A 19198-nucleotide genomic window follows, 5' to 3' on the forward strand; every position below is an offset into this window, starting at 1 on the left:
CCGGATCAGCCGGGCTGGCGGAAGCAGCGCACCGCCCCCGGCGCGGGCCGCGCCGCGAACTCCTGGAACCCGAGCTCCACCGCGATCTCCCGCGCCGCCCGGTTGCCCGAGTAGACGCAGATGGTGGTGACGTCCAACCGGTCCACCGCCGCCGCCAACTCCGCCAGGGGGGCCAGGTCGGGACGGCCGTCGGCGAGCGCGGCCAGCTTCAGCCGGTCCTGGACGAAGTCGGAACTCTGGTCGTACTCGATGAGGTAGCCGTCACGCGGCATCACCACCCGCATCCGGGTCGTGATGATCGGCGTGATCCGCATCAGCGTCGAGGGCGCGAGCAACAGCCCCGGCGGACGCTCCAGCCCCTGCATCCAAAAGACGATCTTCTGGCGCTGCTGGGGCAGCTTCCAGATCGGGTGGGGACGCACCTCGACGAAGCTCCCGGTCGACCACATGGGCACGCCCCAGACCGCGAACGACGCCACCAGCGCGGCCGCCGTCGCCGCGCCGACCAGGCCGTTGATCACCCGGCGGCCACCGGGCAGCGCCGCTGTGCACAGGATGCCGATGAGCCCGGGGAGGGCGAGGATCCAGGGCACCCGCCACAGCACGGCGGACACCCCGCTCAGGTCACCGAGCAGTTCGAGCACGCCAGGCACCAGGAGCACGCTCATCGTCACCGCGGCTCCCGCCGCGAGCAACCGCGGGGTCCGCCGCCGGACCAGCAGCGGGGCGCACCAGAGGGCGAGCCCGCCGATCACGCCCAGCACACCGATCAGCAGCGTCCGCCGGTAGGTGCCCTCGGCGTCGAAGAACTGGGTCTCCCCGCCGGCCTGTGTGACCGGGCCGAGCGCGATCCGCGACACCACCACCGAGGCGAGCGGGTACGCCGTGGCGGCGACGAACGCGAGGACCGCCTCCCGCCACCGCCCGACCAGGAGCATGGCCGCGCCCGCGGCCCCGACCAGGATCGGCAGGATGATCGCCGACGTGGAACTCAGCCCGGTGGCGACGATCGAGAGCGCCACGACGAGGAAGAGCCGCCACCGCGACCGCGACTCGAACCAGTCGGTGAGGTACACCCACATCAGCGGAACGACGGCGGAGACGAACATCCCCTTGCCCTCGTAGAGCCGAGGCAGGTGGAAAGTGCCCAACGCGGCGTCCGAACCGACCACCAGGTACAGGTAGACGACGGCGACGGTGAAGGCGAGCACCGGGCGGCGCGGGGCCCAGCGGTGCACCAGCCGCCAGAGGGCGAGCACGGCCAGCACCGCGAGTACGGGCAGCAGCACGTACCAGGTGGCGGAGGCGGCGTGCACGCCGAGGAAGCGCCCGAGCGCGCCGGCGAAGACCTCGATCGAGGAGATCGGCGGTTGGGTGGTCAGCGCCGGGGCGACCCCCTCGGTGAAGAGGAAGTCCCGCAGCGGGATGTCGTCGCGCTCGGCCACCCAGACGGACTTGCCGACGTAGAAGACGTCGTCCTTGGAGTTGCGGGCCATGAAGAACGACGAGACCGCCACCAGCGCCGAGATGACCAGCGCGTAGCCGGCCTGGCCGACGCCGGTGGCCGGTGCGTCCGCGCCGGCGCCGGTCAGCCAGCGTCGCCGGGCCAGCAGGGCGGCCGTGACGGAGGCGACCAGACCGAGCGCGGCCGGCACCCACCAGGGCATCCCGCGGGCGACGCTGGCCGTGACCGCCGCACCGGCGCCCGCCACGACCGCCACCAGCAACCAGCGGCGCGACGGCCCGGCCTCCGGATCGCCGGTCGCCCCGGGCACCGCCTCGTCCGGCGTCGCGGCCCGGCGGCGGCGAAGCGCGCGCGTCACCGCGAGGCCGCCGAGCAGCACGCAGCCGACCAACCAGATCAGGAAGATCACCGACGGTCTGAGGTGGAACAGGAACGCGACGTGGTAGATCACCGTGAAGAGGGCGAAGGCGATCACGCCCGCGTCGGTGAGCACCCGGGGTGCCGCCACCACGAGGGCGCCCAGCCACGCGGCCGCGCCCCGCCGCGGCGCGCGCGGCCGCACCGCGTCCGACTCAGCCTCCGCCACGGCGGAATTTCCGACCTTCGACACCGGACGTCCTTGCTCTCGTCTCGTACGGAAAGGTGGGGGTCAGCGCTGGTGGTCCTCGAAGACGCGGGCGACCGCCCGGTGCGCGGGCAGGATCCGCCGCCGCTCGACGTCCATGTCGGCCCGACCGGTGACGATGTCGAGGAAGTGGTCGAGCTGCGCCACGAGCGGCTCCCGGTTGGTGAGCAGCTCGGGCACCTCGATGATGGTCTGCTGCCGGTAGCCGCGCCCGTCGGGGGTGGCCGCGTCCGAGGAGACGTGCCGGTAGATGGTCACGTGCTTGCGGATCAGGTCCGCCTCGACCAGCCGGTCCACCTCGCTGATCACCAGCGTGCGGACCTTGCGCTGCCCGATCCGGCTGGCCGAGACGTTGGCCAGCGCGCCGCTGCCGAAGCTGAGCACGGTCTCCGCCACGTCCTCGGCCTCGCTGAGCGAATCCGGGTGGAAGTGCCCGAAGGTCCCCCGTACGGCCACCGGCTCCTCCCCGCCGAACGCCTGGATCGCCAGGTCGACGTCGTGGATGAGCAGGTCCCAGGCGACCCCGGTACGGATCCGCGGCGCGTACGGCGAGTGCCGGGTGGCGGTCAGGTGCACCGGGCGGTCGACCAGGGCGAGGGCGGTCAGCACCGCCGGGTTGAAGCGCTCCAGCAGCCCGCACAGCAGCGGCACGCCACGCTTCTCGGAGCTGGCGACGATCTCCTCGGTCTCGGCGAGGCTGCCGCAGACCGGCTTCTCGATCAGCAGTGGCTTCCCCGCGGCGAGCACCTGCCCGGCGAGGCCGTGGTGGAACTCCGTCGGCGCGGCGATCACCACGGCGTCGACGTCGGAGAGGTCCTCGGCGTCCGGGGCCCAGGCCGCGCCGTACCGCTCGGCGATCTGCTGGCCGACGGAGCGCCGGGGCTCGATCACCCGGGCCAGCTCGGCCCGGTCGGACTGGGCGATCACGCGGGCGTGCAGCGAGCCCATCACCCCGGTGCCGACCAGGGCGAAACGCAGCTTGGCGGTCACGCGCCCACCGCCGCCCGGACGGCCTCGACCACCTGGTCGAGGTCACTGTCGCCGAGGTGGTGGTGCACCGGCAGCGAGACGCACTGCCGCACGACGCGCTCGGCCACCGGCGCCGGGTCGGCGACGACCCGGGGGTGGTCCCGGTAGCAGTCGTAGTCGTAGACCGTCTTCGGGTAGTAGATGCCGCAGCCCACCCCGCGCTCGGTCAGCCGGGCGATCACCTCGTCCCGACCCACCGGGGCCTCGTCGGTGACCAGCACCGTGTACTGGTGCCAGACGTGCGAGCGGCCGGGCAGCTCGACCGGCAGGCGCAGCCCCGGGACGTCGGCCAGGCCGGCGGAGAGCCGGGCGGCGTTGTCCTTGCGGCGCTTGACGTTCTCGCCGTACGCGGCGATCTGCGGGATGCCGAGCGCGGCCTGCAGGTCGGTGAGCCGGTAGTTGTGCCCGGCCACCTCGTACTGGTAGCGCTGCCGCATGCCCTGGTTGCGCAGCACGCGCAGGCGGTCGGCGAGGCCGGCGTCGTTGGTGGTGATCATGCCGCCCTCACCGGTGGTGAGGTTCTTCGTCGCGTAGAGGGAGAAGGTGCCGAGCCCGAAGCTGCCGGCGCCGCGCCCGGAGACCGTCGCCCCCAGGGACTGCGCGGTGTCCTCGACCAGGCCGAGGCCGTGCCGCTGCGCCAGCGGGGCGATGGCGTCCATGTCGGCGGGCTGGCCGTAGAGGTGGACCGGCATGAGCACCCGGGTGCGCGGGCCGACGGCGGCGGCGAGCGCCTCCGGGTCGACGCAGAAGTCGTCCTCGCGGATGTCGGCGAACCGGGCCGTCGCGCCGGCCTCCAGGATCGCGTTCAGCGTCGCGACGAAGGTGAAGGGGCTGGTCACGACCTCGTCGCCCGGCTCAAGGTCGAGCACCTGGAGCGCGGCCACGAGCGCGGTCGTGCCGTTGTTGACGGCCACCGCGTGCTCGACGCCGACCAGATCGGCGAACTCGCGCTCCAGGCGGGCCACCATCGGTCCCTGCGCGATGACGCCCGAACGGATCACCTCGACCGCCAACCGTTCGGCCGCCTCGTCCAGCTTGACGACGGAAATCGGGATCACAGGAGCTCTCCTTGGGGTTTGGGGCAGCGTTGCAGACCGTAGCAGCGCGGCAGTGACGAGGCACATCTGGACCGCCGCCCCGAGAGTCGGCACACGCCCGACTCGCCGTCCGGGTGGGTTCGTGGTAAACGCCACGCTGCGCTAGTCTCGGCGAATTGTGCAGGCGACCCCGACGGGGTCCGGGGCGACGCAGAGGCAGGACGGCCGTGGCAGAGACCGCGACGCAGGTCGAGACGGTGACCGCACCGGCCGGGGAGGCCGGTGCCGCGAAGGGGCCGACCCGATGGCTCTCGCTGGGCGTACGCGTCCTGGTGATCGCGGCGATCGCGGCGGGCATGACCTGGAGCGTGGTCAGTCAGTGGCCGGACGTCCGGCAGACCTGGCTCGACCTCGCGTGGCCCTCGGTGGTGCTCGCCGTGCTGGCGGTGCTCGCCGGGATGTTCGCCAACTCGATGGCGTGGCGGGCCGCCGCGACGGACCTGGAACACCGGGTGTCCGTCCCCGCCGCCCTGCGGATCTGCATGGTCGGGCAGCTCGGCAAGTACATTCCCGGCAGCGTGTGGGCGTACGTCCTGCAGATGGAGCTGGCCCGGCGGGCCGGCCTGCCCCGCGCGCGGGCCTTCCTGGCCACGCTCGTCGCGCTGGGTCTCGGCGTGGTCGCCGCGCTCGGCGTGGGCCTGCTCAGCCTGCCCTCGCTGCTGGACGCGACCGCCGAGACCGGGGCCGAGTACGCCGAGTCGGTGCGGGTGGCGCTCTACATCGTCGCCGTGCTGTTCCCGATCGCCCTGGTCTGCGCGATCCCGGCGGTGCTGACCCGGCTGATCCAGCTCGTGCTCAAGGTGCTGCGCCGGCCGCCGCTGCAGCACCGGCTGACGCTCTCCGGCGTGCTGCGCGTGGTCGGCTGGAGTGCCCTCGGCTACACCCTGTTCGGCGTGCACCTGTGGCTGCTGGCCAACGCCCAGGCCGCCCCCGGGCTCGGCGGCCTGCTGCGCAGCATCGGCTCGTTCGCCATCGCGATGACCGTGGGGATGTTCGCCTTCCTCTCCCCCTCCGGGCTCGGTGTGCGCGAGGCCGTGCTGGTCGCCACCATGGCGCCCTTCCTCGCGGACGCCGGTGGCCTGGGGGCGGCGACGGGGATCGCGCTGGCCTCCCGGCTGATCTTCACGGTGGCGGACCTGCTCGCCGCCGGCATCGCCGCCCTGTCCGGGGTGCGTCAGCTGCGCCGGTCGGGTGGGACCCCCGCCGCCGACGCGACGCCCGCGGCGCCGGTGGCCGCCGAGCAGGTGCCCGCGCCGCGCTCCGCCACCGAGCCCTCCCCCGCGGCGGCGACCACCCGCTGAGGGCGCCGCAACCGCACGTACGCCGGTGCCCCCGACCAGTTCTGGTCGGGGGCACCGGCGTCATCGCGTACGGTCAGCGGCGGCGGGCGGCCACCATCTCGGTGAGCACCTCCAGGTGCCGGTGCAGCACCCGGTCGAGGCTGAACCGCTCCCGGATCAGCGCCTGGCCGTTGACCCCGATCTGCTTGGCCAGGGCCGGGTCGGTCAGCGCGGCGATCAGTCGCTCGGCCAGGCCCCGGACGTCGCCCGGGCGGCAGAGCAGCACGTTCTCGCCGTCGCGCAGCGAGATGCCGGGGAAGTTGTCGGCCCGCGCCGGCGCCACCACCGGCACCCCCGCCGCCATCGCCTCCAGGGTCGCCGTGCCGAGGCCGAGCCCCTGCTCGTGCGACTCCACGGTGGCGGCGGCCAGGTAGTCGGGGATCTCGCTCTTGGGCACCTTGCCGGCCGTGACGACGGCGTGCTCGACGCCGAGCGCGCGGGCGCGCTCGGCGAACACCCCGTAGTAGATCTGACCGCAGACGAGCAGCTTCGCGTCCGGCACCCGGGCCAGCACCTCGGGCAGCGCCTCGACCAGCGCCACGCGGTCGCGCAGCGGGATCACGTGCCCGACGGAGAGGATCACCGGCGAGGTGCCCAGGTCGTGCCGCTCGCGGACCCGCTGGCCGTTGCCGCCGACCACCCAGTCCGGGTCGACGCCGACCGGGATCGGCACCAGGCCGGAGTGCGCGCCCCGGTAGCGGGACTCGATGTACTCCTGCATGAGCACGTCCATCACCACGAGCCGTGGCTTGGACCGCCACATGAACGGCTTGACCATGGTGGCGTCCAGCCCGCGGAACACCTTCGCGTAGCGGGCCTGCGGGTTCTCCAGCCGGGTGTGGATGGAGAGCAGCGCCGGTACGCCGCGCTTGCGCGCGTAGAGCGCGGTCGCCCAGGTCAGGTCGAAGAACTGGCCGTGCTGGTGGATGGCGTCCGGCCGGAACTCGTCGAGCAGCTTGCGGACCCGCCGCAGCAGGGTGGGCCGGCTGGTGAACGAGATGTCGAAACTCACGGCCAGCCGGGTCTGCGGCAGCATCCACGCCGGCAGCCGGACGATCCGGAGGCCGTCGCGCTGCTCGACCTCCGGGGCGTCCTGGTAGGCGGCCGTGAGCACCAGCACCTCGTGTCCCTCGGCGGCGTAGCCCTTGGCCAGCGACTCGGACAGGTGCGAGCTTCCGCCCGCGCGCGGCGGGAAGAAGTTGTTGACGACTGCGATACGCACTGGAGGGGTGCTCCTAGCTCTCCGCTACGGGGACGAACCGGACATCGCCGCCGTCCAACTCGACTGTGGAGACCACCCGGGCCGGGACCCCCGTCACGACCGCCCCCGGTGGCACGTCCCTGGTGACCACGGCGCCCGCGCCGACGACCGCGCCGTCACCGATGCTCACGCCCATCATCACGGTCGCGTTCGCTCCGATGAACACCCGGTCGCCGATCACCACCGGCGCCCGGTCCACCGAAGCATAGGCACGCCCCGACACGCAACGCCGCGCGGTGGAGTGGGTGTAGATCTGCGCGCCGCAGCTGATGTCGCAGCCGGCGCCGATGGTCAGCCCGCCGGAGCCGTCGATGACGGTGAACGCGCCGATCCAGGTGCCGGCGCCGACGACCGGCTCGCCGATCACCCACGCGTGCGGGTTGTACGGGTTCGCCGGGAGCCCGTGCGACGACGGGCCCCCGGCGGACGGCGCCTGGGTCACGCGACCTCGGTCTTGATGAGGTCGGTCATCCCGTCCTCGACGGCGATGGTGGGTTCCCAGCCGAGCACCTCGCGGGCCCTGGTGACGTCGGCGGCACGCCGGCTCACCAGCACCTCGCGCGGGTTGAACTGCGGCTGCACGTCCACGCCGACCGCCTTGATCAGGATCTCGGCGAGGGTGGCGATCGAGGTGTCGATGCCGGTGCCGATGTTGACCGGCACGTTGCCCTGCTCGGCCTCCATCGCGGCGACCACGGAGCGGGCGATGTCGTGCACGTGGATGAAGTCCATCGACTGCTCGCCCTTGCCGTCGATGACCGGCGGCTCGCCGTTCTTCAACCGCTTGACGAAGTGGTTGATCACGGACGTGTAGTAGGCGGTCGGCTTCTGGCCCGGGCCGTAGACGTTGAAGAACCGCAGCGCGATCCAGTCGAGGCCCTTGCTGCGCTGGTAGAAGCCGAGCAGGTCCTCGCCGGCCCGCTTGGAGATGCAGTACGGGGTCAGCGGGTCGAGCCGGTCGTCCTCGTGCATCGGCAGCTTCTCCGGGTCGCCGTAGACCGAGGCCGACGACGCGAAGACCAGCCGCTTGACGCCGTGGTCGGCGGCGGCGGCGAAGACGTTGTGGTTGCCGACCATGTTGATGTCGATCGACTCGTACGGGTCGGCCTGGCTCTTGTTGATCGAGACCGCGGCGAGGTGGATCACGTACTCGCAGCCCTTCATGGCCGCGTGCACGGCGCCGCCGTAGCGGACGTCCTGGTCGATCAGCTCGACGTCGCCGGTCGCCACCAGCTCCGCGACGCGGTCCCGGTCACCGCGGAACATGTTGTCGAAGATGCGGACGCGGTAGCCCTTCTCCAACAGCATCGGCACCACGTGCAGGCCGATGAAACCCGCGCCTCCGGTGATGAAGACGGTCTGCTTCGACATGGCGGAGCGTGTCCTTCCTGGGGGATCAGCGGCCGGAGGCCGCGGTGGCGACGACGTCGATCAGCGCGGCCGCGACGGTCTCGACCTGGTCGTCGGTGAGGTTGGCGTGCATCGGGATGGCCAGGTGCCGGGCGAACAGGTCCGCCGAGACCGGGCAGGGCGCGCTCTGGCCGTAGAGCGGCTGGACGTGCGAGGCGTACGTGCCGAACGTGCACTGCACCCCGCGCTGGCGCAGCGCCAGCGCCACCGCGCCCCGGTCGACCGACGGGGCGAGCGTGACGACGTACGACTGCCAGGGGTGCTCGCGGTCGGGCGCCTCGTACGGGGTGGTGATCAGCTCGTGGTCCTTGAGCAGCTCGCCGTAGCGGGCCGCGGTGCGGCGCTTGGCGGCCAGCAGCTCCGGCAGCCGGTCGAGCTGGGCGAGCATGATCGCCGCGGAGATGTCCGAGAGCCGGTAGTTGTAGCCCAGCTCGGTGAAGGTCGGGATCGGCAGGTGCGACAGCTCGGCGCGGGTGAGCGCCCCCTCCACCCCGTAAGTGTGCAGCTTGCGGGCGTGCGCGGCGAGGTCCTCGCGGTTGGTGACGTAGGCGCCGCCCTCGCCGGCGGTGATGCCCTTGCGGCCGTGGAAGCTGAAGGTGGCGACGTCGGCCAGGCTGCCGGCGGGCCGGCCCTTGTAGGTGGCGCCGGCGGAGCAGGCGGCGTCCTCGACCAGGAACAGCCCGTGCCGGTCGGCGACGGCCCGCAGCTCGTCGTAGTCCGCCGGCTGCCCGAACGCGTCGACGGCGATGATGCCGACGGTACGGGGGGTGACGGCGGCCTCCACGGCGGCCGGGTCGACGGTCCAGGTGTCCGGCCGCACGTCGGCGAAGACCGGCTTGGCGCCGGTCCACATCACCGAGTGCCCCGTGGCGGGGAAGGTGTAGTCACCGACGATCACCTCGTCGCCCGGCTTGACGCCCAGGGTGAGCAGCGCGAGGTGCAGGGCGGACCCGCAGTTGCTGGTGGCGAGCGCGTGCCCGGTGCCGGTGACGACGGCGAAGCGCTCCTCGAAACGACGACAGGTGGGCCCGGAACCAGCGAGCCAGCCGGAGGCGAAGACCTCGGCGATCGCGGCGAGCTCCGCCTCGCCGACCGTGGGCTGACCGAGCGCGATGACCTCAGACATGAGACTCCCAGAGAGATGGACCCGGAGCAGTCTAGGCCAACCGGAGGGGCCTTCCGCGACTCGGGCACGCCGGGTGGGCTTGGTTACCATCGGTCGCGGCGTCGGCAGGGGAGATGAGATGACCAGGTTCGTAGTGGTGGGTGGCGGCATCGTCGGGCTCGCGGTGGCCCACCGTCTGATGACCGACCGACCCGCAGACCAGGTCACCGTGCTGGAGAAGGAGGCCGGTTGGGCGGCCCACCAGACGGGCCACAACTCGGGCGTCATCCACGCCGGCGTCTACTACAAGCCGGGCAGCCTGAAGGCGACCCTGTGCCGGGCCGGCAGCGCCTCCATGGTCGAGTTCTGCGAGCGGCACGGGCTCGCGTACGACATCTGCGGGAAGCTGATCGTGGCCACCGACGCCGCGGAGCTGCCGAGGCTGCACGACCTGCACCAGCGCGCGCTGGCCAACGGCCTGCCGGTGCGGTTGATCGATGGCGCCGAGGCGGCCGAGCACGAGCCGCACGTGGCCGCCGTCGGCGCGCTGCACGTCGCCTCGACCGGCATCGTCGACTTCGGGGCGGTCTGCCGCAAGCTCGCCGAACTGCTCGCCGCGGGCGGGGCGGAGCTGCGCACCGGTACCGAGGTCACCGGCGTGACGAACCGGCCGGACGGGGTGCTGGTCGGCACCACCAGGGGCGAGGTGGTCGCGGACGTCCTGATCAACTGCGCCGGCCTGCACGCCGACCGGATCTCCCGGCTGGCCGGCGTGCCCACGCCGGTGCGGATCGTGCCGTTCCGGGGCGAGTACTACGAGCTGGTGCCGCAGCGGCAGGGCCTGGTGCGGGGGCTCATCTACCCGGTGCCGGACCCGCAGTTCCCGTTCCTCGGGGTGCACCTCACCAAGATGATCGACGGCAGCGTGCACGCCGGCCCGAACGCGGTGCTGGCGACCGCCCGGGAGGGCTACTCCTGGGGCCGGTTCAGCCCCCGCGACGTCTGGGACGAGCTGACCTACCGGGGGCTGTGGGCGCTGGGGCGCCGGCACTACCGGTACGGGCTGACCGAGGTGAGCCGGTCGCTGTCGAAGAAGCGGTTCGCGGCCAGCCTGGCCCGGCTGGTGCCGGAGCTGACCCCGGCGGACATCGTCCGGGCGGGCGCCGGCGTACGCGCGCAGGCGATCCTGCCCGACGGCGGCCTGGTGGACGACTTCCTGATCGTCGAGGCGGAGCGGCAGGTGCACGTGCTCAACGCGCCCTCCCCCGCCGCGACCAGCTCGCTGGAGATCGCCCGGCACATCGTCTCCCGGCTGCCGGTCGACGCCCCGCGCTGAGCCGACCGGGCGGGCCTGCCGACCGCGCGGGTGGCGCGGCCGCACCGGTGTCGGGGCCGGAGCGGTCAGGCGGGTCGGGGCCGCACCGCCGCGTCGCGGGGCCGGGGCACGCCGCCGCCCACGCCCAGCCCGGTGGCCACCGCCTCCACCAGCGTGTCGAGGTAGGCGTCGGTGAGCGGGGTCCGGGCGATCGCCAGCCGCCAGTAGAGCGGGCCGACGATCAGGTCGACGGCCGCGTCGGCATCGGTGCCGGGCGGCAGCTCGCCGCGCTGCACGGCGCGGCCGATCAGCCGGCCGCCGATCTCCTGCTGCCGGGCACGCAGCACCTTCTGCAGCGTCTGGTCGATGGTCGGGTTGCGGGCGGCCTCGGCGAGCAGGTCGGGGATGATCTGCGAGGCCAGCGGGTGCCGCAGCGCGTGCGCCACGGCCTGGAAGAGCAGTTCGAGGTCGCCGCGGAGCGTCCCGGTGTCCAGCGCGGGCAGCTTGCCCGTCGCCGCCGCGGCGACGATCTCCAGCACCAGGTCGAGCTTCGAGTTCCAGCGCCGGTAGATGGCGGTCTTGCTGACCCCGGCCCGCCGGGCCACCGCCTCGATGGAGAGCCGGCCGTAGCCGACCGCCGCGAGTTCCTGCATCAGCGCCCGGCGGATGGCCGTGGTGATGTCGTCGCGCAGCACCGCCGCGCCGGCCGGCGCCCGCCTCTTTCCGGTCGTCACCTGGAGCTCGTCTCGGCTGTCACGAGGAACAATGTAGCGCAACGACGGTACGGTTGCGTCCCGACGTGTTTCGGACTACTGTCCACGCAGCGGCGAGGCGGCGCTCCACGCTTGGTTCCATCGTCGCGCCCCATCCGTCGTCACGAAAGATCGGAGCGCCCATCCCATGGCCAACACCGCGCTGGCCGACCCCGACTCCGGCCTCTCCCAGGCGCAGCTGGCCGCCCGGTACGGGCTACGGTTCGCCGGCGAACGGCCGTCCCTGGGCGAGTACACCCGGCGGCTCTGGCGCTACCGGCACTTCATCGCCGCGTACGCCAACGCCAAGCTGGTCGCGTCGTTCAGCAACGCCCGGCTCGGGCAGCTGTGGCAGGTGCTCACCCCGCTGACCAACGCGGCGGTCTACTACCTCATCTTCGGCGTGGTGCTGAAGCAGGACAGCATCCCGAACTTCATCGCCTACCTCTGCACCGGGCTGTTCATCTTCAACTTCACCCAGACGGCGGTGCAGAACGGCACCCAGTCCATCACGGGCAACCTGGGTCTGATCCGGGCGCTGCACTTCCCCCGGGCCTGCCTGCCGCTGGCCGTCACGGTCACCCAGTTCCAGCAGTTGCTCGGCTCGATGGTGGTGCTCGTCGCGATCGTGCTGGCGACCGGGGAGCCGATCACCCCGGCCTGGCTGCTGCTGCTGCCGGCGATCCTGCTCCAGACGGTCTTCAACGCCGGGCTCACCATGACGGTGGCCCGGATGGGCGCGAAGCTGGCCGACCTCAAGCAGGTCATGCCCTTCGTGCTGCGCACCTGGATGTACGGCTCCGGGGTGCTCTACAGCGTGGCGCTCTTCGAGGAGCAGTTGCCGGCCTGGGCCTCCCGGCTGGTCGAGTTCAACCCGGCCCTGGTCTACATCGAGCTGGCCCGGGTGGCGCTGCTGGAGCAGGCGCCGCTGCTCAGCTCCTCCCTGCTCCAGCTCTGGCTGGCGGCGGCGGGCTGGGCGATCGTGATGGGCGTCGGGGGTTTCATCTACTTCTGGCGGGGCGAACAGGAGTACGGCCGTGGTTGAGCAGTTCGAGTCGTCCAACGACGTGACCGTGACGCTGCCCCGGATCCAGGAGCGGATCCCCACCGTGGTGGTGGACGACGCGCACGTGATCTACCGGGTGCACAAGGGCGCGGGCGGGGGCGGTGGCCCGGTCGGCGCGCTCAAGCGGATCGTCAGCCGCAGCTCGGCGCCGAACATCCGGGAGGTGCACGCGGTCAAGGGCGTCAGCTTCACCGCGTACCGGGGCGAGGCGATCGGGCTGATCGGCAGCAACGGCTCGGGCAAGTCGACCATGCTGCGGGCGATCGCCGGGCTGCTGCCGGTCAACCGCGGCGCGGTCTACACGCAGGGGCAGCCCTCGCTGCTCGGGGTCAACGCGGCCCTGCTCAACGACCTCTCCGGCGAGCGCAACGTGGTGCTGGGCTGCCTGGCCATGGGGATGCGGCCGGCCGAGGTGCAGCGGCAGACCCCGGAGATCATCGAGTTCTCCGGGATCAACCAGCGGGGCGACTTCGCCTCGCTGCCGATGCGCACCTACTCCTCCGGCATGTCGGCCCGGCTGCGCTTCTCCATCGCGGCGGCCAAGAAGCACGACGTGCTGCTGATCGACGAGGCCCTCGCCACCGGCGACAAGGGCTTCCGCAAGCGCAGCGAGCAGCGGGTGCGGGAGCTGCGGGAGAGCGCCGGCACGGTGTTCCTCGTCAGCCACCAGCTCTCCTCGATCCGGGACACCTGCGAGCGGACGATCTGGCTGGAGTCGGGCGTCCTGCGCATGGACGGTCCCACCGACGAGGTGCTGCGGGCCTACGAGGCCTTCGCCAACGGCAAGTAGAGTGCCGGCCGACGCCGGCATCGACACCGCGCCGGCCGCGTCGTCCCGTTGGGGCGACGCGGTCCGCGCGTTAAGGTTCATCCGGCCGCCGCGCGGGCGGATCGACCCTCTGTTCAGGCACCCCGAGAGTGAGGATTCGGCAATGACGCAGGACCACACCACTGGCCCGGACGCCACACCGGAGACCCCGGCGCCGTGGCGGCCCTCGCGGACGGTGGCGGTGGTGCTGGCCGGCGGCACCGGGACCCGGCTGGGCCTCGGCATCCCCAAGCAGCTGCTGAAGATCGCCGGTAAGCCGATCATCGAGCACACCCTGGCCGTCTTCGAGGCGGCGCCGGAGATCGACGAGATCGTCGTGCTGATGGCGAGCGGCCACGTCGCCGACGCCCAGCAGATCGTCGACAAGGCCGGCTTCCGCAAGGTCACCAAGGTGATCGAGGGCGGCGACACCCGCAACGCCACCACCCGGATCGCGCTCGACGCCGTCGGCGAGGCCGACTGCAACATCCTCTTCCACGACGCGGTGCGGCCCCTGGTCAGCGGCCGGATCGTCCGGGAGTGCGTGAACGCGCTCTGGAGCTACGCCGCGGTCGACGTGGCCATCGCGTCGGCCGACACGATCGTCAAGGTCGACGAGGACGACTGCATCGTCGACATCCCGGTGCGCTCCTCGCTGCGCCGGGGCCAGACGCCGCAGGCGTTCCGCTCCGGGACCATCCGCGAGGCCTACCGGCTCGCCGAGGGCGACCCGAACTTCGCCGCCACCGACGACTGCGGCGTCGTGCTGCGCTACCTGCCCGGCACCCCGATCAAGGTCATCGACGGCTCCGACGAGAACATCAAGGTCACCCACCCGGTCGACGTGCACCTGGCGGACAAGCTCTTCCAGCTCGCCGCCGCGCAGGCGCCCCGGGTCACCGACGAGCGCAGCTACACCGAGGAGCTGACCGGCCGGACCATCGTGGTCTTCGGCGGCAGCTACGGCATCGGCCACGACCTGGCCGAGTTGGCCCGCCGCTACGGCGCGCAGGTCTTCCCGTTCAGCCGCTCCAGCACCGGCACCCACGTCGAGAGCGCCGAGGACGTCGAGGCCGCGCTGAAGACCGCCTTCGAGGCCACCGGCCGGATCGACCACGTGGTGGTCACCGCCGGCATCCTGGAGAAGGGCTCCCTCGCGGAGATGGACCAGGAGACGATGGACCGGGTGCTCCAGGTCAACTTCGTCGGGCCGGTCATCGTCGCCCGTCAGTCGCTGCCCTACCTCCAGCAGACCAAGGGCCAGCTGCTGCTCTACACCTCCAGCTCCTACACCCGGGGGCGGGCCCAGTACGCGCTCTACTCCTCCACCAAGGCGGCCCTGGTCAACCTCACCCAGGCGCTCTCCGACGAGTGGGCGGAGTTCGGCGTACGGGTCAACTGCATCAACCCCGAGCGGACCGCGACCCCGATGCGCACCAAGGCGTTCGGCGAGGAGCCGGAGCACACCCTGCTCGCCGCCGAAACCGTCGCCCAGGCCTCGCTGGACGTGCTCGTCTCGGAGCTGACCGGCCAGGTCATCGACGTGCGCCGGGCGCCGGGCGAGGCGCCGGCCGCGTCGGTGCCGGGGCAGGCCACGCGGGACGCCAGCCCGGCCAGCGCCGGCTGACGCGGGTTTCGGGCACGGCGGGGAAACGGAGCCGACATGCGTGGTGACCTGGTCCGGAAGCTGCTCGCCCGCGTACTGGCCACCGGCCTGGCGGTGCTGGCGTTCCTCGTCGTCGCGCTGACCGGCGCGACCGGCTGGGGGCTCGGGCTGGCCGTGGCGGCCCTCGCGGCGGTCGCCTGGGAGCGGCGGGTGCGCCCGGGCGCCGACAACGCGGCCGAGACCGTGCTGGTCGCGGCGGCGGTCCTCGTCGGGTACGCCCGCCGCCTCGACGCCGGGTTCGACCCGGCGCTGGCCGCGACCGCGCTGGTCCTGCTGGGGCTGGTGCTGCTGGTCAATCCGCTGCGCGACGCCGGCGGGCTGGAGCTGCGGGCCGCCAACCTGCCGGTGCGCTCCTGGACGCCGCTGGTCGCCGCCCGCCTCGGCGACGCGCTGTCGGTGCTGCTCGCCCTGTTGGCGCTGGCCGCCGCCGCGAGCCTGCCCGCCGGGGTCGCGCTGGCCGCCGCCGCGCTGGCCGCCGCCGGGGCCGGCGCGGTCGGGCTGGACCTGGCCCGGCGCCGGTTCCGGCCGGGCAGCGGCGGCTCCCCGGTGTCCCGGGCGCTGCGCCGGCACCAGCCCGAGTTCCTGCTCTACTTCTCCGCCCCGCCCGGCTCGGAGTACCAGGTCACCATGTGGCTGCCGTACCTGGAGCGGATCGGCCGGCCGTTCCTGGTCATGCTGCGGGAGCCGGAGTTCCTCTCCACCGTCGCGGCCGCCACCACGGCGCCGGTGGTCTACTGCCCGACGCTGCGGGCGATGGACGAGGCGCTGGTGCCGAGCCTGCGGGTGGCGTTCTACGTCAACCACGGCGCGAAGAACAGCCACTGCATCCGCTTCACCCAGCTGACCCACGTCCAGCTGCACCACGGCGACAGTGACAAGGCCCCCAGCGCCAACCCGGTCTCCGCCATCTTCGACCGGATCTTCGTCGCCGGCCGGGCCGCCGTCGAGCGGTACGCCCGCGCCGGGGTCGACATCCCCGCGGAGAAGTTCGTGGTGGTGGGCCGCCCGCAGGTGGAGGCGATCGAGGTGCGTACGCGGGCGGCGCGCCGGCCCGACCCGACGGTGCTCTACACGCCGACCTGGACCGGCCACCACGCGGACGCCGACTACTGCTCGCTGCCGGTGGCCGAGGCGCTGCTGCGCGGGCTGCTGGCCCGGGGCGCGACGGTGATCCTGCGGGCGCACCCGTACACCTCGCAGAACCCGGCCTCCGCGCGGCAGCTGGGCCGGCTCACGGAGCTGCTCGCCGCGGACCGGTCCCGCAGCGGCCGGCGGCACGTCTTCGGCGCCGCGAGCCGTGAGCTGACCCTGACCGAGTGCGTCAACCGCTCGGACGCGCTGGTCTCCGACGTTTCCGGGGTCATCTCCGACTACCTCTACTCCGGCAAGCCGTACGCGGTGACGGACATGGGCGGCGAGGGCGACCGGTTCACCGGGCGGTTCCCGCTGGCCGGCTCGGGCTACGTGCTGCGGCGCGACATGTCCAACGTGGACGAGGTGCTGACGGCGCTGCTGGAGACCGACCCGCTGGCCTCGGCGCGGTGGGCCACCCGGAGCCGCTACCTGGGCGACTTCCCCGCCGAGACGTACGCCGAGGCGTTCCTGGAGGCCGCGCGGCGGGAGCTCGACCGGGCCTGGAACCCGCCGGCCCCGCGGGCCGGCGGCGGAGCGGACCTGCCGGTCGACCCGGACGACGCGACGCTCTCCCCCGCCACCTGACCGGTCCGCCGCTCTGCCGGGCGGGTCAGCGGTAGGGCTCGACGAGGGCCAGCACCGCCTCGGGGGCCTCGACGTGGGCGTTGTGCCCCAGGCCGGGCAGCGTGGCGACCGGCACGCCCAGCCGCGCGAGCTGCTCGTCGGTGACCATGGGGTCGTGTTCGCCGCGGGCCAGCAGCACCGGCACGTCGGTCGCCGCCAGCAGTGCGGGCAGTCCCGGCTCCCCGACGCCGAAGGCGGCCGGGTCCATCGCCAGCCGCCAGCGGCCGTCGACCTGCCGCAGCCCGGCCTCGACCGCGGGGTCGTCCGGGGCGAGGAGCCCGGTCAGGCCGGCCACCCGCAGGTATCGCCGGGCCGCCTCGTCCCGGCCGGCGAACCAGGTCACCGGCCGGGCGGCCAGCTCCCCCGCCCTGGCGAGCTCCGCCGCCGACCAGACGACCTTGATGCCGAGCCCGACGACGGCGTCGACCGGCAGCCCGGCGCTCCGGGCGGCCAGCGCCAGCCCGACCGCGCCGCCCAGGGAGTGCCCCAGCACGACGAGCCGGTCCCCGGCCGTCAGCGCCGGGACGACCCGGGCGGCCAGCCCGGCGTACGAGTAGCGCGGCAGCGGCGGCGCCCAGCCGTGGCCGGCAAGGTCCGGTGCCAGCCACCGTCCCGCCCAGCGCCGCTCCAGCAGCGGCGCCCAGGGCAGCCACACGTCGCCCGTGGCGCCCATGCCGTGCAGCAGCAGCAGGACCCGCCGGCCACCCGATTCATCGACCATGGGGCGCAGTGTGCCAGCCGCCGGCCGCCCCGGCGAGGGCCCTGACCCGGACACGACATCGGGCGCCGACCCCCGGTGGGGGTCGACGCCCGACGGGGTCGCCGCTCAGGCGGAGTAGCCGCGGGTGGCGGCCCAGTTCGCCAGCGCGATGGTGCTGACCCAGTACGAGGCGGTCGCCGGGTTCGCCGAGTCGGCGATCTTCACCAGCCGTCCCTCGTCCTGGTAGCCGACCACGGCGATGTAGTGGCCGCCGGGGAAGGAGTGCCAGCCGCCGTCGGTGTCCGTGACGCTGCCGGCGACGTTCACCACGACGCCCCGCCCGTCGGTGACGGCCGCCACCACGTCGGCCTGGAGCCGGTCCATCTGGGCCGGGGTCGCGGCGCCGCCGGGGATCATGCGGGTCCGGTACGGGTCGCCCTTCACCGTCGCGTTCAGCACGCGGGTCGTGTCCTCGGCCGAGTCGGTGCCCATCTCGTCGGTGCCCAGCTGGGCGCCGAGGGCGCTCTGGCTGCGCGCGACGCCGGCTGCGCTGAGGGCGTGCCGGACGGCGGCCGGACCGCAGTTGTAGAAGGTGCTCTGGACCTGGTGGTCGTACTTCAGGATCTTGGACGCCGGGGGCTTCCGCGGCTCCGGCTCGCGCGTCAGGTCCGGGTCCGGGGCGACGCGGGTGGCGCTGGCGGACGGGGCGGCGCTGGACGCGGCCGGCGCGCCGGTGGACGGGGCGGCGGCGATCCGGGTCTGGCCGCGGGAGGCGGCGGTGTCGTCCCGCAGCTCGGTCGCGGCGCTGGGGGCCTGCGCGGCGGCGGGGGCGTCGTCGGCGCCGGTCAGCAGCGCGCCGGTGCCCGACGCCAGCACGAGCGCCGCGGCCGACGCGGCGGCCAGCTGGTAGGGGCGCTCGGACGTGAGTCGGCGCAGCTGTCGCTTGAGGTGGTGCTTCACGGTTTCCTCCACGGGCTCAGGGGTGAGCGGCCGCCGGTCCGCGCCGAGGGCAGGGCGGACCGGCCGCGCGGACGGGCGTCCGGGCGGGCGGTGGACCACTCAGGGGTTGTCGCCCGGGATGCCGGGCGACGGACGGTGACCGGTGGGTCAGCTCGTGGCCCGCGGGCGGACGAGCACGGGCACCGTGGCGCCGTGGAGACGGCGGAACAGCCGTGGGATGGGTTGGTGCTGCACGAGGATGGAACTCCTTCCGATGCCGCCGACCGGGTTAGCTGACGGATTCGGGCGGGAAGAACGCCCTACCGCGGGCCGTGGGCCCGCGGATTCACCCCATGAAGCACTGGGTCCCCGGCTCGTCGTTCACGATTGGGCGGGTCGGCGCGGCGTCGCCTTCTGCGATCGGGTACCGCACCGGACGGGCCGACATTACTGGTCGGTTCGCGCCCTGCCAACCCCCTCCCACCTGCGCAAACCTCGATTCGCGAACCAATTTTGCGGGCACCGGTGAGCTGACGTGACTCAATGGGACGACGGCATTCAGGAGAGCTTTAGGGCGACAACGGGACGACCGGACGCAGACGCCCACCACCGCCACAGGAGAACCGCCCCCGGCGCGCCGAATGCCGGTTTCACCGCCCCGGTGACGGGCGTCACCCGCCCCGCGCCCCGCCCCCACCCTCCCCGCCCCCGCGATCTTGCACTCCGCGCCCGCCGAACGCCGCCGATGTCCTTTTCATCCGGGCGCGAAGTGCAAGATCGCCGGCCCGGATGCGGGGCGGGGGGAGGGTGGGCGGGGGGGGCGGGGTGGGTGGGGTGGGGTGGGTGGGGGGTGGGGTGGGGT

At 73.3% G+C, this 19198-nt stretch carries 16 protein-coding genes and 1 riboswitch; of the genes, 6 read left to right on the plus strand and 10 right to left on the minus strand.

The features are described 5' to 3' along the window. Positions 1–5 precede the first annotated feature (5 nt). The 3 genes from V6V16_RS19985 to V6V16_RS19995 are packed head-to-tail and all read right to left on the minus strand — an operon-like array spanning position 6 to position 4177. Complete coding sequence (locus V6V16_RS19985) at positions 6–2075, minus strand: DUF6077 domain-containing protein (protein ID WP_334564188.1); 2070 nt, start codon at positions 2073–2075, stop codon at positions 6–8. Between the two features lie 39 nt (positions 2076–2114). After that, entirely contained in the window at positions 2115–3080 is a 966-nt protein-coding gene (locus tag V6V16_RS19990) for a Gfo/Idh/MocA family protein (protein WP_334564190.1), read from the minus strand. After that, the gene (locus V6V16_RS19995; RefSeq protein ID WP_334564192.1) at positions 3077–4177 is read right to left on the minus strand and encodes a DegT/DnrJ/EryC1/StrS family aminotransferase; all 1101 of its coding nucleotides are present in this window, start codon (positions 4175–4177) and stop codon (positions 3077–3079) included. Before V6V16_RS19995 ends, V6V16_RS19990 begins: the two co-directional genes overlap by 4 nt. A 206-nt stretch (positions 4178–4383) precedes the next feature. Between V6V16_RS19995 and V6V16_RS20000 the strand changes: the two genes are divergently transcribed. Further along, positions 4384–5517, plus strand: coding sequence for a lysylphosphatidylglycerol synthase transmembrane domain-containing protein (locus tag V6V16_RS20000; protein ID WP_334564194.1), 1134 nt, complete (start codon positions 4384–4386; stop codon positions 5515–5517). A gap of 73 nt (positions 5518–5590) precedes the next feature. Here the strand turns inward: V6V16_RS20000 and V6V16_RS20005 are convergent, their stop codons facing one another. From V6V16_RS20005 to V6V16_RS20020, 4 genes are read right to left on the minus strand one after another with little or no spacing between them, the layout of a single operon-like run. Beyond that, entirely contained in the window at positions 5591–6778 is a 1188-nt protein-coding gene (locus tag V6V16_RS20005; protein ID WP_334564196.1) for a glycosyltransferase family 4 protein, read from the minus strand. 13 nt (positions 6779–6791) lie between these two features. Next, complete coding sequence (locus V6V16_RS20010) at positions 6792–7259, minus strand: acyltransferase (protein ID WP_334564199.1); 468 nt, start codon at positions 7257–7259, stop codon at positions 6792–6794. Then, positions 7256–8188: an NAD-dependent epimerase/dehydratase family protein gene (locus V6V16_RS20015; protein WP_334564201.1), complete on the minus strand. Its 933-nt coding sequence runs from the start codon at positions 8186–8188 to the stop codon at positions 7256–7258. The genes V6V16_RS20010 and V6V16_RS20015 overlap by 4 nt, the downstream gene beginning before the upstream one ends. A 25-nt stretch (positions 8189–8213) precedes the next feature. Next, the gene (locus V6V16_RS20020) at positions 8214–9353 is read right to left on the minus strand and encodes a DegT/DnrJ/EryC1/StrS family aminotransferase (protein WP_334564203.1); all 1140 of its coding nucleotides are present in this window, start codon (positions 9351–9353) and stop codon (positions 8214–8216) included. A 118-nt stretch (positions 9354–9471) separates the two neighbouring features. Here V6V16_RS20020 and lhgO point away from each other — a divergent pair, with 118 nt between their 5' ends. Next, positions 9472–10668, plus strand: coding sequence for an L-2-hydroxyglutarate oxidase (gene lhgO, locus V6V16_RS20025; RefSeq protein WP_334564205.1), 1197 nt, complete (start codon positions 9472–9474; stop codon positions 10666–10668). A gap of 65 nt (positions 10669–10733) precedes the next feature. On the opposite strand, the gene V6V16_RS20030 is transcribed toward lhgO, so the two are convergent. Further along, positions 10734–11342, minus strand: coding sequence for a TetR/AcrR family transcriptional regulator (locus V6V16_RS20030; RefSeq protein ID WP_334564220.1), 609 nt, complete (start codon positions 11340–11342; stop codon positions 10734–10736). Positions 11343–11547: 205 nt separating this feature from the next. Between V6V16_RS20030 and V6V16_RS20035 the strand changes: the two genes are divergently transcribed. The 4 genes from V6V16_RS20035 (at position 11548) to V6V16_RS20050 (ending at position 16658) form a co-directional block, all read left to right on the plus strand. After that, positions 11548–12444 (plus strand): ABC transporter permease, encoded by an 897-nt coding sequence (locus V6V16_RS20035; protein ID WP_334564207.1) that lies wholly within the window; start codon positions 11548–11550, stop codon positions 12442–12444. Further along, positions 12437–13255 carry an ABC transporter ATP-binding protein gene (locus tag V6V16_RS20040; protein WP_334564210.1) on the plus strand — a complete coding sequence of 273 codons (819 nt, stop codon included), beginning with the start codon at positions 12437–12439 and terminating at the stop codon, positions 13253–13255. Before V6V16_RS20035 ends, V6V16_RS20040 begins: the two co-directional genes overlap by 8 nt. A 142-nt stretch (positions 13256–13397) precedes the next feature. Then, positions 13398–14900: a bifunctional cytidylyltransferase/SDR family oxidoreductase gene (locus V6V16_RS20045; protein ID WP_334564211.1), complete on the plus strand. Its 1503-nt coding sequence runs from the start codon at positions 13398–13400 to the stop codon at positions 14898–14900. A gap of 36 nt (positions 14901–14936) precedes the next feature. Beyond that, positions 14937–16658 carry a CDP-glycerol glycerophosphotransferase family protein gene (locus V6V16_RS20050; protein ID WP_334564212.1) on the plus strand — a complete coding sequence of 574 codons (1722 nt, stop codon included), beginning with the start codon at positions 14937–14939 and terminating at the stop codon, positions 16656–16658. A gap of 25 nt (positions 16659–16683) precedes the next feature. Here V6V16_RS20050 and V6V16_RS20055 read toward each other — a convergent pair whose 3' ends face one another. Both V6V16_RS20055 and V6V16_RS20060 read right to left on the minus strand, forming a co-directional pair. Further along, on the minus strand, positions 16684–17418 hold the full coding sequence (locus V6V16_RS20055; RefSeq protein ID WP_334564214.1) for an alpha/beta fold hydrolase: 735 nt from the start codon (positions 17416–17418) through the stop codon (positions 16684–16686). Positions 17419–17523: 105 nt separating this feature from the next. Then, positions 17524–18369 carry a C39 family peptidase gene (locus V6V16_RS20060; RefSeq protein ID WP_334564216.1) on the minus strand — a complete coding sequence of 282 codons (846 nt, stop codon included), beginning with the start codon at positions 18367–18369 and terminating at the stop codon, positions 17524–17526. A gap of 230 nt (positions 18370–18599) precedes the next feature. Further along, positions 18600–18740: riboswitch (cyclic di-AMP (ydaO/yuaA leader) on the minus strand. Positions 18741–19198 lie beyond the last annotated feature (458 nt).

It is taken from the genome of Micromonospora sp. CPCC 205561 (genome assembly GCF_036906775.1).
Lineage (GTDB): Bacteria > Actinomycetota > Actinomycetes > Mycobacteriales > Micromonosporaceae > Micromonospora.

Coding starts and splice junctions, on each gene's coding strand:
- V6V16_RS20055 (WP_334564214.1), bottom strand. CDS start 17,418: ATGGTCGATGAATCGGGTGGCCGGCGGGTCCTGCTGCTGCTGCACGGC.
- V6V16_RS20015 (WP_334564201.1), bottom strand. CDS start 8,188: ATGTCGAAGCAGACCGTCTTCATCACCGGAGGCGCGGGTTTCATCGGC.
- V6V16_RS20050 (WP_334564212.1), top strand. CDS start 14,937: ATGCGTGGTGACCTGGTCCGGAAGCTGCTCGCCCGCGTACTGGCCACC.
- V6V16_RS20035 (WP_334564207.1), top strand. CDS start 11,548: ATGGCCAACACCGCGCTGGCCGACCCCGACTCCGGCCTCTCCCAGGCG.
- lhgO (WP_334564205.1), top strand. CDS start 9,472: ATGACCAGGTTCGTAGTGGTGGGTGGCGGCATCGTCGGGCTCGCGGTG.
- V6V16_RS20020 (WP_334564203.1), bottom strand. CDS start 9,353: ATGTCTGAGGTCATCGCGCTCGGTCAGCCCACGGTCGGCGAGGCGGAG.
- V6V16_RS20045 (WP_334564211.1), top strand. CDS start 13,398: ATGACGCAGGACCACACCACTGGCCCGGACGCCACACCGGAGACCCCG.